This is a genomic window from Desulfofustis glycolicus DSM 9705, from assembly GCF_900130015.1.
In the GTDB taxonomy this organism is placed as follows: domain Bacteria; phylum Desulfobacterota; class Desulfobulbia; order Desulfobulbales; family Desulfocapsaceae; genus Desulfofustis; species Desulfofustis glycolicus.
Window position 1 is genome coordinate 1 of the sequence record NZ_FQXS01000042.1, and the last position, 15,569, is coordinate 15,569.

The 15,569-nt window shown below is 49.7% G+C and carries 12 protein-coding genes; 9 read left to right on the forward strand and 3 right to left on the reverse strand.

Translation table 11 applies throughout. From position 1 onward, the window contains the following. Positions 1–201 (reverse strand): transposase (locus tag BUC26_RS20730; RefSeq protein WP_482764213.1); only part of this gene is annotated, 201 nt, incomplete at its 3' end. Between the two features lie 279 nt (positions 202–480). Between BUC26_RS20730 and BUC26_RS20735 the strand changes: the two genes are divergently transcribed. Then, the gene (locus BUC26_RS20735; protein ID WP_208609853.1) at positions 481–1,284 is read left to right on the forward strand and encodes a glycosyltransferase family 2 protein; all 804 of its coding nucleotides are present in this window, start codon (positions 481–483) and stop codon (positions 1,282–1,284) included. A gap of 83 nt (positions 1,285–1,367) precedes the next feature. Here the strand turns inward: BUC26_RS20735 and BUC26_RS20740 are convergent, their stop codons facing one another. Then, positions 1,368–2,405 (reverse strand): nucleotidyltransferase family protein, encoded by a 1,038-nt coding sequence (locus BUC26_RS20740; RefSeq protein ID WP_073379143.1) that lies wholly within the window; start codon positions 2,403–2,405, stop codon positions 1,368–1,370. 637 nt (positions 2,406–3,042) lie between these two features. Here BUC26_RS20740 and BUC26_RS20745 point away from each other — a divergent pair. The 8 genes from BUC26_RS20745 to BUC26_RS24275 all read left to right on the forward strand — a co-directional run bounded on the left by BUC26_RS20745 (position 3,043) and on the right by BUC26_RS24275 (position 13,864). Beyond that, positions 3,043–4,365 carry a PilZ domain-containing protein gene (locus tag BUC26_RS20745; protein ID WP_161949909.1) on the forward strand — a complete coding sequence of 441 codons (1,323 nt, stop codon included), beginning with the start codon at positions 3,043–3,045 and terminating at the stop codon, positions 4,363–4,365. A gap of 111 nt (positions 4,366–4,476) precedes the next feature. Next, complete coding sequence (locus BUC26_RS20750) at positions 4,477–4,911, forward strand: hypothetical protein (RefSeq protein WP_073379146.1); 435 nt, start codon at positions 4,477–4,479, stop codon at positions 4,909–4,911. A 137-nt stretch (positions 4,912–5,048) separates the two neighbouring features. Further along, on the forward strand, positions 5,049–6,455 hold the full coding sequence (locus BUC26_RS20755) for an outer membrane beta-barrel protein (protein WP_084540815.1): 1,407 nt from the start codon (positions 5,049–5,051) through the stop codon (positions 6,453–6,455). Positions 6,456–6,500: 45 nt separating this feature from the next. Then, a complete protein-coding gene (locus tag BUC26_RS20760; RefSeq protein ID WP_244155920.1) occupies positions 6,501–7,286 on the forward strand; it encodes a polysaccharide biosynthesis/export family protein in 786 nt (261 codons plus the stop codon). Between the two features lie 9 nt (positions 7,287–7,295). Then, positions 7,296–9,527 carry a GumC family protein gene (locus BUC26_RS20765; RefSeq protein ID WP_073379150.1) on the forward strand — a complete coding sequence of 744 codons (2,232 nt, stop codon included), beginning with the start codon at positions 7,296–7,298 and terminating at the stop codon, positions 9,525–9,527. Between the two features lie 18 nt (positions 9,528–9,545). Then, the gene (locus BUC26_RS20770; RefSeq protein ID WP_073379151.1) at positions 9,546–11,921 is read left to right on the forward strand and encodes an O-antigen ligase family protein; all 2,376 of its coding nucleotides are present in this window, start codon (positions 9,546–9,548) and stop codon (positions 11,919–11,921) included. Positions 11,922–12,201: 280 nt separating this feature from the next. Continuing rightward, positions 12,202–12,828, forward strand: coding sequence for a PEP-CTERM sorting domain-containing protein (locus BUC26_RS24270; RefSeq protein ID WP_073379152.1), 627 nt, complete (start codon positions 12,202–12,204; stop codon positions 12,826–12,828). A 400-nt stretch (positions 12,829–13,228) separates the two neighbouring features. Then, entirely contained in the window at positions 13,229–13,864 is a 636-nt protein-coding gene (locus tag BUC26_RS24275) for a PEP-CTERM sorting domain-containing protein (protein ID WP_073379155.1), read from the forward strand. A gap of 173 nt (positions 13,865–14,037) precedes the next feature. Here BUC26_RS24275 and BUC26_RS20790 read toward each other — a convergent pair whose 3' ends face one another. Next, on the reverse strand, positions 14,038–15,522 hold the full coding sequence (locus BUC26_RS20790) for a sigma-54 interaction domain-containing protein (RefSeq protein WP_073379156.1): 1,485 nt from the start codon (positions 15,520–15,522) through the stop codon (positions 14,038–14,040). Between the last annotated feature and the right edge of the window lie 47 nt (positions 15,523–15,569).

Below are 15,569 nucleotides of genomic sequence, written 5' to 3' on the forward strand. Positions count from 1 at the left end.
GAGAATGAGAATCTTGAAGAGGAGAATGGAATCGTAGCCCTTGGCCCCGGCGGGAGATTTGCGCGGCTTCTCCCGAGCTCGCTCGATGAGTTCGCGGAACTGTTCCCAGTCCACTGCTTCGTTAAGTTCGACCAGGGGATCACCGGCTTGATCGATTCGTGAGAGGCGTTTGTGATAATCGAAGAGTCCGAATTGAGTCATGGCGTTATCTCTGAAAGCTGAAGGGATGGAAAAATTTGTTTCAACATATTGATATTAATACATTTTCAGAGAGTTTGTCTGATTTTTTGGGGTAATTGGCCAGTTTTTTACCCGCTATTTTGCAAGGAACCCAGATTTTTGACATCGATTTTTAGTGGATGTCAAGATTGCAGAGGTGGAGCGCTATATGGCGTTGCATGGTTGTCAACAAATCTTTGCTATAGACGAGGTTCTAGGTATTCGAGTGACACCAGCCAGTAATGAAGCGGGAACTAATCTTTGAAAGATTCACCAATGCTGCCAACTATTTCCGTTATTACCGCGTGCCGAAATTGCGCACAAACGCTTGAGCAAGCTATAGCCTCCGTAGCAAATCAGAATGGTGTCCAAGCTCTGCATCACATAGTCGACGGCGGCTCTACCGACAGCAGTCTTGCTATCATCAAGTCTTCGCCAGACATAAATGACTTTTTAACAGAACCCGATAATGGCTTGTATGATGCCATGAACAAGGGAATTCAGTTGGCGAAGGGTGAGGTGGTCGGCATTTTAAATGCCGATGACTTCTATTCCTCGCCACTGGTTTTGCAGCAAGTTGCTCATGTGTTTCAGGATGAGTCGGTCGCCGCTTGTTACGGTGATTTGTGCTATGTCTCTGGTGAGTACAGCCGAAAAATAGTTCGATATTGGCGTTCCGGCCCCTACGTTTACCGGAAATTTTATTGGGGGTGGATGCCGCCGCACCCTACTTTTTTTGTTCGGCGTCGTATCTATGAACGCTACGGAGGGTTCAATTTGTCTCTGGGGTCGGCCGCCGATTATGAATTGATGCTTCGCTTTCTGTTAAAATATCAAATAAAAACAGCCTATATCCCTGAAGTCTTGGTGTGCATGCGTATCGGCGGGGTGAGCAATGCATCACTGGCCAACCGGATCAAGGCTAATCGGATGGACCGCAAAGCCTGGCTGATTAATGGATTACGGCCATATCCGTGGACCTTGTGGTGCAAGCCCTTACGGAAACTCCATCAATATTTCTTGCGACCGTCCCACGTGCCGATTGCCATCTCAGATGCCTGCTGAATTAAAGTGGTGAGCAATTGTTCGATATTGCTGTGTCGTTAGCGGTTTTTGCTTTGTCTGTCAGAAGAGTGAGCAAAAAACTGTTAGCGTGTTTGACCGAGTCGTGGGCCATGAAGGGTGAAACATATTTTGACGATAAATGGATATCTCTCTAAACGTGCCGCCAGGTCTGATGCGATCCATCGGCGCAAATAGTAGCTCTTCGTTTTACCCGGTTGGAGTTTTTGCAGAACGTGGCCGGAGATGGTTTTGTCGCTGATGCATTTTATATATTTCATGTATTCAAAGGTGATCCAGGCGGCCGAGCGAATCTCCGCTTGGTCGAGTAAAGCGATAAGATAATCCCAGTCGATTGTTTTCTTCTGTAACCAGTAAAGGATATCCAGGAAGCGGAGCATGCCGGTTTGCGTCATCGACGAATATTTTGAAAAGACTGGGTGGACCAGTAACACGAACAGATGATCATCATCTGCTAAACTCCAGTATCCATCAGCTTTTATTCGTCTGGCCAGGAGATCTGTCGTCAGCATTCGTGAGACCCTACCGGGTCTGAGAATGTGCCAGTGTAGATCGATAAATGTTTGATCTTTGGAAAGAGTCAGTTCATGTGTCAGATTTTCGGCAGATGAATGATTCGAGAAACCGGCACTGGTTAAGATATCTATCACCTCCGTTCTGCTTTTCTTCTCTATCAGTAAATCAAGATCACCGGCTTGCCTGGCCGTCGGATTGGTGTAGACAACTTCTCGAGTGTGGACTCCTTTAAAATAGGCGTGAGCGATACCTGCTCGATCCAGAGCGTGGGATACTTTTAAAAGGGTTTTGATTTGCTTGAGATAAACAGGTTTAAATTTTTTTTGTTCCTCGAACAAGAGGTTGCTGTCTTTAGCTTGCCAGATCGTGTCAACTACCTCACGCGTGAGAGCTTCTACCCACGAACATGCAAGACCGTTTTCCAGGAGGAACAGGAGAAATCTTTGTCTGGTAGTATCATCCAGTCTTCTAAGTCTCTCTATCACTGCATTTTTTGAAGAATCGTCACGTAGTGGGGCCAAAGCGAGATTTTGAAAAAAGTAAACATTATTCTTCGCTTCAATGTAATTTGTTTTAGATGCGTTCATTGAAAATCTGGGGTAATAGTGGAATGTGTTCTGTCTCCAATTTCACTTTTAATCAGATACTCTTGTTGAGATTCGGTTCAACATAAAGTCAGAATTCTCTACTAATCGATAAGTGAAGGGTGATATCATTGGTATTGAATTGGGCATGGAAAAAAGAAAATAACTTTTGATTTCATTTTGCTTTCAGCGTTGTTTGGCTGATTTTTGCGGCGGGTTTGTGCCACGCTGGTCTCATGATAGACTTTTTACATGAAAAGTAAATGATAGGAGCTGTTGCTGTTGACGAACGTTTTGGACAAGGTTCGATGGTGGCTGAACAGCATGTCAGAGAAAATGATTAGGAGTCGCACTTGAAGCTTACGTGTAGATTGGAATTATATCTGTTTGCAATTTCAAAAGAATATGCTAGATGTCCGCTCACAGTGCTGGAGGGAAGTCCTGGCGCCGGAAGATAATCGAATGGTGAAAAATGATCTCTTTTGAGCTGCGCATTTTGCTGGCTTTTCTGGTTGCCTTGTTCTCCGCTCTTTTTGTTATCCCGAAATTGGCCAATATCGCCCGATCCATTGGGTTGATCGACCGGCCCGATTCGCGTAAGGTACATTTGGAGCCACGGCCCTTGGTCGGAGGCATCGGCATGGTCATCGCCGCCACGTTCAGTTCAATGTTGTTCGTTGATCTGAAAGGGCTTCGCGGCCTGTTTCTCGGTCTGGCAGTTTTACTTTTCGTCGGGTTTCTTGACGATTTCCGACAACTCGATGCACGGCGCAAGTTCCTCGCTCAGCTTGGCGCCGCTGTGCTGATGATGTATTTCAGCAAGGTGTTTCTCGTTTCGTTCGGTGATCTCCTTGGGTTGGGGGCTATCGTGCTGCCTGATAGCGACCTATTGATCTGGGCGGTAACGATATTCTGCCTGGTTGGCGTCATCAATGCCATCAATATGATAGACGGTCTCGACGGTTTAGCCGGCGGGATATCATTCATCGCGTTTCTTGCTTTCGGTTTGCACGCCTCATTTGCCGACGCTCGGGTGCTGATGCTGCTTAACCTGGCCTTTGCCGGGGCGGTGCTTGGTTTCCTGCGCTACAATTGGAGCCCTGCTCGGGTATTCATGGGTGATGCTGGAAGTCTCTGTCTCGGATTTACCTTGGGCTTCATGGCCATAGCCATGAGTCAAGGGGAAGATGCCGTTTTCAGTCCGGTTGTGCCCTTGCTGATACTGGCGGTACCGATTAGCGATACATTGACGGTAATGGGCAAACGTATCATTAGGGGACGTGGCCTTTTTTTGCCAGATCGGTACCATTTTCACCACATTCTGATGCGCTGCGGAATGGTTCGTGAAAAAGCCGTTATGACAATCCTTGGCATCAGTCTCCTGTTGAGCGGCATAACCATATTCGTCCCGTTTTATCAGCCACCGGAATGGATGCTGTTTGGCGTCTATGTTTTCTACTTTGGCGGTTATGTCGTCACGTCGCAGTTCATTGTGTCCATGATGAAACATGGCTTGAAAGATCCAAGTTATCAGGAAAATGACGGAAAGCGTGAAGAAAGGGGTCGAATGATCATTGGTTCATGGGTGCGCATTCTACTTAAAGGACTTGATTATGCAAAGATCCTGAGAAAGGACGTGCGGTATGAGATTAGTTTGCAGATGCGGTGCCGTCTTGCCGATGGGCAAACGGTCATAGAGGGATGGATCGAAAACGTGTCGCGCCATGGTTGCATGGCAATGGTCCCTGATTTGAAGGAGCTGCAGCAGCATATCGGACTCGAGCTCATCCTGCCCCTTGATCACGAGCTGCATATCGTGTCGATCGAGGCAGAGCACATTTGGTTCAACGAGGAGGTTAACGGCAGATATCACGGGTTTCATTTTCTTGAGATTGAACAAAATGAGCAGGAAATTTTTTATGATTTCCTGACTCGTTGCCGACGTCATAAAAAAAAACAGTGACTCCTCCATTGATTTGATGGCTAATAGGAGCTATTTCTAAGTAAATCTGTTAGAATCGTTTCAGATGGAAGTGAAGCTTTGTTACAGGGTCGGAAACCACCGGAGGTGGCCATGAAGAAACAGATACTGCTGGCTAGCTTATTCGTCTTGATGATCGTCTCGCTTGCTGTGGCCGAGTGGCTGACCGACTTCAGAGACATTTATGTCAAAGAGGGTATCGATCCGGCGGTGGTCGAGGCTCTGAAGCAAGGCGCCGGGCCGGACCAGATCATGGAAAACGGGCTGCAACTCGAGGGGCTCAACCCACAAAACCTGGTAAAGGCGATGTATTGTGCCGGCATCCGAGGGGATGATATTCGGACGGCCGGTAATCAATACGGTGTGACCGATCTTATCATCGTTGCCGGCTATAAGAAAAGCGTTGAGGAGTGTGGTGATCGGGTCGTTGACACTCAGGCCTACACCCCGACTGCTACGGTAGTGAGTTTTGCAGGTCCGCCGACGCCGGGAAATGGGATAAATAGTGTCAGTCCGGCCACGTTTTAATAGCAAATGCGTAAGTGACAGATCTCAGATTTTTATCAGTCGCCAGCGAACTATAGAAAACGGCCGAATCCGAAGAGGAATCGGCCGTTTTCTTTTGTAATTGAAACGAGCTTTGGGGAAGAGAGGGGGGGGCAGCGATGAGAATCAGCTTTTCAGGATGGCTTGGTGCATCGAGTTGCTTGTTGCTGATGCTGGGGCATCCTTTCCCGGCAGAGGCACTACGAATCAATGATCTGGTGGTTATTGCTGCTGCAGACACAGCACCGGCGAGTTCAGGGGGAATACCCGATCTGCCGATGGGGCAGGGGACGTCCGGAGAACCATCCCTGTTGCCCAGTGATACAGAAGTAGGCGATGAGTCGGATCTGTTCGGTATACGCGGCGGTTATGTGCATCCCTACCTGTCGGTCGGCGGAGAATATACTGATAACTTATATAATCTGAACGAGGGAGAGGTCTCCAATATGCTGTGGCGAATCTCGCCGGGTGTATGGTTTTCTCTGCCACGGACCAAACAAATACCGATCATTATTCAACCGCACAACACCTCACCTGGAGGTCTGCAACTGCAGATCGATGACTATGAGGGAACTGATCGTTACCAGGCCTATGCGTTGGCTGGGGGCGATTATCTGACATATTCCGAAAACTCTGATTTAAATGGTATGTATGGGCGGCTGGAAGGGCTGTTTCGCTACAATATGCGTGGTGGGCTGTCCCTGCAGGGGCTTGATCGATTCACCTACGGGCAGGATCGATTCGAGTATGGTGGGGAAACTCGAGACTATCGGACTGATTACATCTCGAATATCTTCATGGCGACCGCCGACTATACGATGACCGAGAAATTGCGGGCAAAAATTGATTACTCGCATTTTCTGCTTGATTACGATGACACCATCAACGACTTTCTCGATCGAGCCGATAATTCTATCGATTTCTATGGGTATTATCTCTATAGCTTGAAGACTTCCTTTTTTCTTCAATATCGGCTGACCGACGTTTCATACGACACAGCAGTGGAGAAAGACAATCTGCAGCACTACCTGTATGGCGGTATTACCTGGGACACGACCGAGAAGCTGTCCCTGCTGTTCAAGGCCGGTTATCAGGCCAGAGAATACGAAGATGACTTGGTGGCCGAGCAAGGAGATTGGGATGGGCTGACACTGGGTTTTGAGTCGTTGTACCGCTGGACCGAGAAGACTCAGTTCGGCCTAGATTTTTATCGGAAAAGCGAGGAATCGGACAGTGCCGTAGCCCTCGACAAGGTAGTCTTTGGGTTGTCGTTCAGGTATCGTCAGGAGTATACGGAAAAGCTGTCCGGGCTGCTCAATGTGATGTACGAACAGGCCGAGTACACCCAGTTAGTCGATACCTCACGAGACGACGACCGTATTTACATCAGGCCGGCTGTGCGCTACTTATTCCGCGAATGGCTTATGGCCGAACTTGCGTATGTGTTCGACACTCGTGATTCTTCAGATGAACTCTTTGATTACACCTCAAATACGATTATCTTCAATATCAATCTCGCGTTGTAGTAATTTGTTTATGCATGTTCAGATGTTACGGTTTTCAGGATGAAAATGGGGATACGATGGATACTGGTCCTGCTGCTGATCGTATCGGCAGCAGGACTTTCTTTTGCTGCGGACTACTTGGTCGGACCGGGTGATGTGCTTGACATTACCGTCTATGACAACGACGATTTGAAAACCAAAGTGCGCGTCGGAACCGATGGCACGATTATCATGCCCCTCCTCGGCCAGGTCAGTGTCGATGCGTTGACGGTACCGCAAATTTCCGACAAGATAACGGCCCTGTTGGCTGACGGTTACCTGGTGAACCCACAGGTCAATGTCTTTGTCGAGGAGTTTCGCAGCAAAAAGGTGGTGATACTTGGCCGGGTTCGAAACCCCGGGCTTGTCGAATTGAGCGGACCGATCAGTTTTCTTGAATTGGTGTCTAAAGCAGGAGGACTTGAAAAGGACGCCGGAGACACTGCCACAATCAAACGGCGAGCAGAGGGGAAAGACCAGTTGATCCCGATCGATCTGGTATCGCTCATCGAGGGCGGTGACATGTCGCAAAATCTCCCCATTTACGACGGCGACACGGTGGTGATAGCCAAGGCTGGCATGTGTTACGTGACCGGTGAAGTCAAAGAGCCGGGTTCGTACGTCTGCGGGGACAATTTTACGGTGCTGCAGATGATTGCCCTGGCCAATGGCTTTACCGGCAAGGCGTCAAAATCGCGGGTGAACATCGTCCGGTTTGTCAACGGTGAGAAAGTTGTGCTGGAACATGTTGCGTTGGAGACCACCCAGGTCAAGCATAATGATGTCATCGTCGTTCCTGAGAGTTTTTTCTGATAGAGCGTAATGAGCGAACATATCCAGCAACAGATAGAAACGGACGACGAACAGGAAATTCATCTGCGGGATTATCTGCAGGTAATTCGAAAGCGGGCCAATATCATTGTTACCGTGCTGGTTTTGGCGGTGCTCATTTCCATCATCAGGGCCTACACCGCAGTTCCCCTCTATTCCGCTTCGACCGATGTACTCATTGAGAGAAACTACGGAACGCGGGGATTGGATCAGGACTATTACCGCTATGAACCGGAATTCCTCGATACCCAAGCGCAGATTATCACCAGTGTCAACGTTGGCCGTCGGGTTGTTAAAGAACTTGATTTGACCGGCAGATATCGCAGTCTGATCATGCCGGAGCAGAAAGCGGTAGAACCGTCTCTGTTGTCTCGTTTGAAGAAAACGGTGCGCGGGTGGTTTTCCGGAGTGGTCTCCTTTTTCTCGAGTGCCGAAAATGCAACCACCACGGCCAACGACATGCTGGTACAAAGTATGGCGGGCATGGAACCGTTATCCGAGGAAGATCAATTTGCCCGGATGATCAGCGGCGGTTTGTTCGTTTCCCCAGTGCCTGATACCAAAATCGTCTCGATCAGCTACAGCCACGAGAACCCGGTGATTGCGAAACTGGTGACCAATGCTGTGGTCAAAGCCTATATGGACGAGATGCTTGAGATCAAACTGGCATCTACAAGCTACTCTCTGCAATGGATGAGTTCCAAGGCCGAGCAGGAGCGTGAGAAACTTGAGCGTGCTGAACGGGCGTTGCAGCAGTACATGCGTGATAACGACCTGGTAACCGTTGAGAACAGTTTGTCGGTTACGCCGGAGAAGCTCAACGAATTCAGTTCTCAGCTGTCTCGCGCGGAATCGGAACGCAAAGATCTGGAGTCACTGCTCAAACAGATTCGCGAGGCCGGCACTGATACCGATAAATTGGAGACGATCCCGGTCTTTGCCGAAAACAAGGTGCTCAAGGATCTCCGGGAAAAGGTCTACAAGGCGCGGCAGAGTATAACTGAGCTTTCCAAAAAGTTTGGGCCGAAACATCCGACGATGATCAAGGCCAACGAGGAATTGTCAAATTTGCAGAAAGAACGGCGCTTCGAGGTGCAGCGCATCGTTTCCTCGACAGAAAACGCCTACGAACTGGCCGACTCCAAGGCGCGTAACCTCGAGGAACTGATCGCTGAAACAAAGACCGAAATGCTTGATATGAATGAAAAATTCATTCAATACTCGATCCTCAAGCGTGAAGTGGATAGCAGCCGTGTACTCTACGATACGCTGCAGACTAGCATCAAGAAGGAAGGGGTTACCGATCAGTCACAGAGCGTTAATATCTGGGTGGTCAGGGAGGCCGACTTACCCATCGCGCCGTCTTCTCCGAACAAACGCCGGAGCCTGCTGATCGGCCTCGCTCTTGGTCTTTTCGGCGGCATCGGTCTCGCATTTCTAGTGGAATATCTAGATAATACCATTAAATCAGAGACCGAGTTGGAACGACGTTACGGCATTCCGGTGCTTGGTTCGGTGGTGCACCTGGGCAAAGCAAAAGAAAATATTGAATCCTATATTATTCAGCAACCACTTTCTCCGCTGGCTGAAAGCTATCGTCTGGTACGTTCGAGTCTGCTGCTGTCCTCGGCTGAAAAGCCGCCCGGCGTTATCCTGGTGACCAGCATGATGCAAGGGGAGGGCAAGACCGTAACCAGTGTCAATCTGGCCCGTATTCTCGCACAGGGTGGCAAGAAAGTATTGATCGTTGACTGTGATCTGCGCCGGCCGCGTATGCATACGATATTTGCATTGCGCAACGAGAGCGGGCTGAGCAGCTTCCTCTCCGGCAACAGCGACAAAGCCATTATCGGTGCGATTCCGGGCGAGAACATCGCTCTGCTCACCTCCGGACCAAAACCACCCAATCCCGCGGAATTGCTCGCCTCAAAAAAAATGGAAGAGTTATTGGATTTGGTGCGGCAGCGTTTTGATTTCGTACTGCTCGATTCCCCGCCGGTACAGACCGTTACCGACAGCCTTGCGCTGAGCCGTGTTGCAGACGGCACTATCGTTGTGGTGCGCTTCGGCAAAACAACCTATGACATGCTCAATGGCGGCATCAAAAAGTTGACAGATGTTCGCGGCCATATTCTCGGTTTTGTGCTCAACGGTTTGAAAACACGCGATGCACGGGGTTACTATTATGGCTATAGCAGCAGTTATGCAAGTGACGAAGCATAGCCGGATTAAGAGTGATTGATGGCCAGCCACTCCGCTGCCACTGGCGATCGGGTCGCTTTCGGCCTATTGCTCTTTGTGCTGGCATTCGCGCCGCTGGCTTTCGGCACGGTTGAATATTGGTCAAAGACCATAGCCCAACTGAGTATTACCGCGGCAGCGATTTTCTGCCTGCTTGGCCTCTTCCGATCCCAACTGCCGCTGCTGCGGGTGCCGGGGTTGTTACCGCTGCTGCTCCTCCTGGGGCTGGTGCTCGTGCAGCTGGTGCCGCTGCCGATCGGGTTGCTCAAAATCCTTTCGCCACACAGCTGGGAAGCGTACAGGCCGGTCTACGAGCAGATTGGGGGCGATAGCTGGCTGCCGATCTCGGTGCATCGCAAAGCAACGCTGCAGGAGTTTTTCCAGCTTGGTGCCGCTGCGTTGCTATATATTCTGACCGTTCAGGTGCTGCGCCGGGGTGAACGGATCAAGCAGATGCTTGGTTTTATCGTAACGCTCGGCAGCGTTATCGCCTTTTTCGCCATCCTGCAACAATTTAGTGCGGACGGCCGGATCTACTGGTTTCGACCAGCTCCGGGTGGCAGCCCCGGTGGTCCGTGGATCAACATCAACCAATACGCCGCTTTTATCGAGGCACTCTGCCCACTGGCACTCTCACTTTTTCTCTTTTATCGCCCACGGGTCACCGAAGACATGACCTGGCGGGAGGGGTTCGTCACCTTTTTCTCGTCGGTGCGCAGTAATCTCCATCTGTTTCTCGGGTTTGCTTTCGTGTTGCTCGTCTTCTCCGTGTTTGTCAGCCTTTGTCGCGGTGGTATCATCACCATCCTACTCTCAATGCTTCTGTTTGCCGTGCTGAAATGGCTTGTTCAGCGTGGCAGCGGACGGATGAGCATTTGGGTGGTGTTTTGTCTGGCCCTGCTGGCGGTGAGCTGGTTCGGCTGGCAGCCGATTGCCGACGAGTTTGGCAAGGCTATCGGCGATGATTGGACCATCCAGGACGGCAGGACTACGCTGTATCGTGATACGCTGCCGATGATAAAGGACTTCCCGTTGGTCGGCGCCGGGTTCGGCACCTTTGTCGACGTCTACCCGTCCTATCAGACAATCGTTACCGATAAAGTCTTCGAGCACGCCCATAACGATTACCTGGAGTTGTTGACCGATGGCGGCATAATCGGCTTTGCTCTGGCCTCCTGGTTTGTTACCACCATTGTGCTGCACGGTTGGCGGCGGGCGATCCGCCGCCGCGACCGCTATGCGGTGTTGGTCGGCATTGGCGCGCTCACCTCGATCGGGGCACTGCTGATGCACAGCGTGGTGGACTTCAACCTGCAGAATGGCGCCATCGGCTTCTATTTCTTCTTTCTCTGCGGGTTGCTGGTGGCGGTGGTCAACAGTCGCTTCGGCTATAGCGATCACCAATCGCTGTTGGCACCGGCCGGCACCGGGCAACTGCCGGTACTGCTCGTGTTTTCAAGCATCTTCTTCCTGGCGACGCTGGTCAGCCAATACGGGGTGTTGCGTGCCGCTTACACGTTCAACCAGATCAAATCAATCTACATCAGCAGCCATCTCGACCCGTCTCTCAAGAAGCGGGTGGCTGACTCCGTCACCGAAGCCCAGCGTTGGGATCCGCTCGAATCCTTTTATCCTTTTTATCGGGGCAACCTTGCCGTTCTGCAGGATGGACGTGAAACGGCACGGGAGTATTATCAGCGCGCCGCCGCGCTTCGACCTATGGAAGGCATCTACCTACAACGCATAGGGTTGATGCTGCCTCTAACCAGAACCAAAGAGGCGACTGCGGTAATGGCGCACGGCTATCGCCGGGCCCTGCTCAAGAGCCAGCTCGTGCCCAGTTGGGTAGAATGGTTGTTGACCACCGGTCAACGACACCAGGCTATCGACCTGATCAAAGAATGGTTCATACGCGATCCCGGTCAGGCGGCAAAAATGATTCCACTGATGGAGACACATCGCTTCACCAGGGAGGAAATTGCAGACATACTGCCGTCCTCACCCGAAGCGTGGATTCGCTTCGGCAGCTACAAAGAGGCCAGCGGTGAAACGGGGGAGGCCGGTTATTATCGGAGCCGAGCACTATCGTTTATCGATGCGAAAAAAGAGGTGCGGCCAAGCTGGTTTACCCAGTTAATCGATTACTACCAGCGACAACAGCAACCGGAGCAGGCCTTGTTGGTATTGCGTCGGGCTGTGGAACTGAGTCCTGACCATGCACCGTTTCATATCATGCTCGGCGATCACTATCGCCGTGAAAACATCACTTACCGCGCCCTTGAAGAATACCAGAAGGCGGTGGCCCTGGACCCGTCCAACGAATCTTATCGTCGTAGACTCCGCAAACTGGAACTGGACATCGAGTTCGGCAAATAAAAATCAGGCTAAGGCTTGACTTTCGGCAAACTGCTTGGTGTTTGGCAGATGTCAGTCCGTACAATATGCCTGAGATGCCAAACAGATCTTCTACGTAGACTCGGTTTGCCTCTCCATGAGATAAAGAATTATTATCGCTTTTACCCCCTTGCCTTTCTTGTTATACCACAAAGTATGCTTATTTTTGGATGAAGGCGCATGAGAACGTTCCCTTGAGTCGAAGAGCGCCAGTCGTAATGGTACGGCGAGGGAGACAATCGAGTACCGGAGAGGTGGTGAAATGAATAGAAAGACAATGTGTTTAATACCAGCAGCGATCTGTATCTTGGCAAGTACTGCTCAGGCCCTGCCAATCAATATGGCTATCGATTTCCGTGATAATGCATGGAATGCCGCCGATTATCAGGCAACATGGACGATTGGTGACATTACCGCTCTCGCGCAGCCGGGGGGATCATTGCTCTATCAGGACAGTACAGATGGGCTCGGCATCAGGGGTGGTGAACCAGATGAAATCGATAGGTTAGAGTCCCTGGAAATAGTGTTTAACACTCCCTATGTCCTGCGAGATGTGGCCATAACCGATTTGTTTGCCTCAAATGATGGCAATCAAATACGAGGAGAGGAAGGGTACGTCCATCTCTACGGTGGTAACGATACGTTTCTTCAATCCTTCACCTTTTTCGGAAACGATTCCGACCAAGCCAATGGTGAGCAGCTTTTTGATTTTGGACAGAGCTTCATCGTCAGCAAAGCCGTTTTTAGTGCCCGAAATCTCAGCAACAACGAGTTTTCCGTTGCCGGCTTTGCCAACGCAGCCCCGGTTCCCGAACCGGCAACGATGCTGTTGTTCGGTACCGGTTTAGCCGGTTTGGCAGGCCTTGCGCGACGGAGGAAAAAAGCCTGACCAGCTGCTGACCAGCACGTTTCACTGGCTAAATACTCCGCAGGCAGTCCTTTTTTCCCAAAAAGGGGACTGCCTTTTTTTCCTGCAGGTCTTCTCCTTCCTGTTTCTGCAAGTCTGTGCCTCAGAAAAATCCGACTTCGGGAAAAAGATTTCGGATATCCGGAAAAATGCTGCCCAATCCCGTGAAAATCCACAATCAGTTGTTTCTGAGGATGGCCATGGTTGCAAAAAAATCCAATATTATTGATGCTATAAGGTTATATTTAGCTAGCTGTACAGATTTTATATTTGGGTACAACATTTGCATATTGATAGTATAAGAGAAAAGAATCCTCTCTTAATTCTGGGGGGCGTCATTCAAGGAAGTGCAGTACGGAAAAAATACCAGGAAGGTGAAGAAATGAATAAAAAGGCAATGTGTCTAATACCAGCAGCGTTACTCATCTTGGCAGGAACTGCCCAGGCATTGCCCTTGCCTGCTGATCTAGATATCGATTTCCGGGATAGCGTATGGCATGCTGCCGATGGTCAAACGACTTGGACGATTGGCGACATTACCGTTCTCGCTCAGCCAAATAATGCAATCCTCTATCAGGATACGTCGGATGGACTCGGAATTAAGGGGGGAGAGCCTGATGAAATCGACCGTTTGGAATCCTTGGTTATATTCTTTAACACACCCTATGTATTGCGAAATGTCGCCATAACCGACTTGTTCAGATCAAATGATGGCAACCAAGCTCTTGGAGAGGAAGGATACGTATCTCTCTATGGTACTGATGACGCGCTTCTTCAAACATTTACCTTTTTTGGCAACGATTCCGACCAAGCCAATGGTGAACAACTCGTTGATTTTGGACAGAGCTTCGTCGTCAGCAGAGCCGTTTTCAGTGCCTTGGTCGATATTAGCAATAACGAATTCTCTGTTGCCGGCTTTGCCAACGCAGCACCTGTTCCCGAACCGGCAACCATGCTGCTGTTCGGTACTGGTTTAGCCGGACTGGCCGGTATTGCACGACGGAGAAAAAAAGCCTGATCAACGCTCTAAAGCAACAAAACGTTTAGGGACAGCCTTTAAAAAAAGGGGACTGTCCCTTTTTTTTTCTATCCCTTTTTTATTCCGGAAATGTGGAAAAGGGGGCTGTCCCCTTTTTTTTTGTTGGGGATTACTGGAATAGGGTGAGCGCTTGTGGCGGTTGGGGCAGGCTGTTACCGGAGACTTCTCGGTCTGATTTTGTGATGTTTCAACTTTTCGTATAATGCGGTCTTGCCGATCTGCAGGGCTTCTGCCAGTTGCAACACATTTCCGTGGTATGTGTCGAGTTTGTTCAACAATACCTCTTTCTCAAAATCTGCAATCATACCCTTCAATGATGAGCCGTTACGAGTGATGCTCGATAACGAGACGTCTTTTTTCAAGGAAGTGTTACGCTCCCCTGAATCAAAAATGATATTTTCTTTGAACAAGATATTATTTTTGCTCAGTAACACAGCTCGCTGCATAACATTGTCAAGTTCCCGGACATTACCCGGCCAATCGTGCTGAACAAGTTTTTCAATCGCAGTTTCAGAAATGTTTTCGATACCTTTTTTAAAAGCACGGCAATATTTATCAAGAAAATGCGACACGAGATCAGGGATATCCTCCTTGCGTTCACGCAAGGGCGGCAACGTGATGTTGAGAACGCTGAGCCGGTAGAAAAGATCGAGACGGAACGAGCCTTTTTTAATTGCCAGAGCAGGGTCGATGTTGGTGGCGGCGACCACCCTGACATCAACTCTAATCGGAAGATTGCCGCCGACACGAATCACTTCGCCTGTTTCCAGTACGCGTAAAAGGGCGCCCTGCATACGTGGGCTGATATCGCCGATTTCATCGAGAAAGATCGTTCCTCCATCGACGACTTCAAATTTCCCCTTTTTCCTCTCTTGGGCCCCGGTAAAAGCCCCCTTTTCGTAGCCGAAAAGATCGCTTTCCAGAAGAGAATCATTGATTGCCGTGCAGTTTATTTTGAGCAGGGGGCGATCATTACGATTGCTGGTTTGATGAATCATGTCTACTACCAGCTCTTTGCCTGTCCCTGACTCTCCGGTGATCAAAACGGTAGAGTCGGTTTTGGCAATCTGGAGGACCATATCGCGCAGGTTACACATGATCGAACTTGTTCCTACTAATCCCCCACCTTCTTGGGGGCGGCTCTGCTTCAGGTACTCTTTAAAATTTTTTACTTGACGTAAGAGGCTTTTACGCACTCGTTCGCTTTCTTTGAGTTCATTGATTTTGTGGATGAGGATTGATTCCAGATTTTGCTGGAACCTCCCAAGTTCTTGCTGGCACCTTTTTTCGTTGGTCAGGTTGTTGAAGACGAGCCAAAAGAGGTTATCACCATTATAGCCGATAAAGGGAGCAATCCTGAACTCCAAGTCGCAGCCGTTGAAGGTGCAACTTGTTTTATGGGAACAAGTAGTATTGTTTTTAGCAGAAAGCGCAAAGTCGCGAAGACGGTTGTGGAGGCGGCTGATTTCTGAATCTTTGGAATAGGATTGTTCTTGTAGTTCACCGAAAAAAGTGCGAGCACTGTGGTTCATGTACTCGATTTCGCCGGCACTGCTCATCAGCAGGATCATTTCGTCCATTGCCTGGAGCAGTGATTGCTGATTTTTGGAGAGCCTGCTGATGTCTTCTATCTGCATGACCAATCTCTCAAGTCCCGAAGTCCTGGAGGCGATATCAGGCGAGC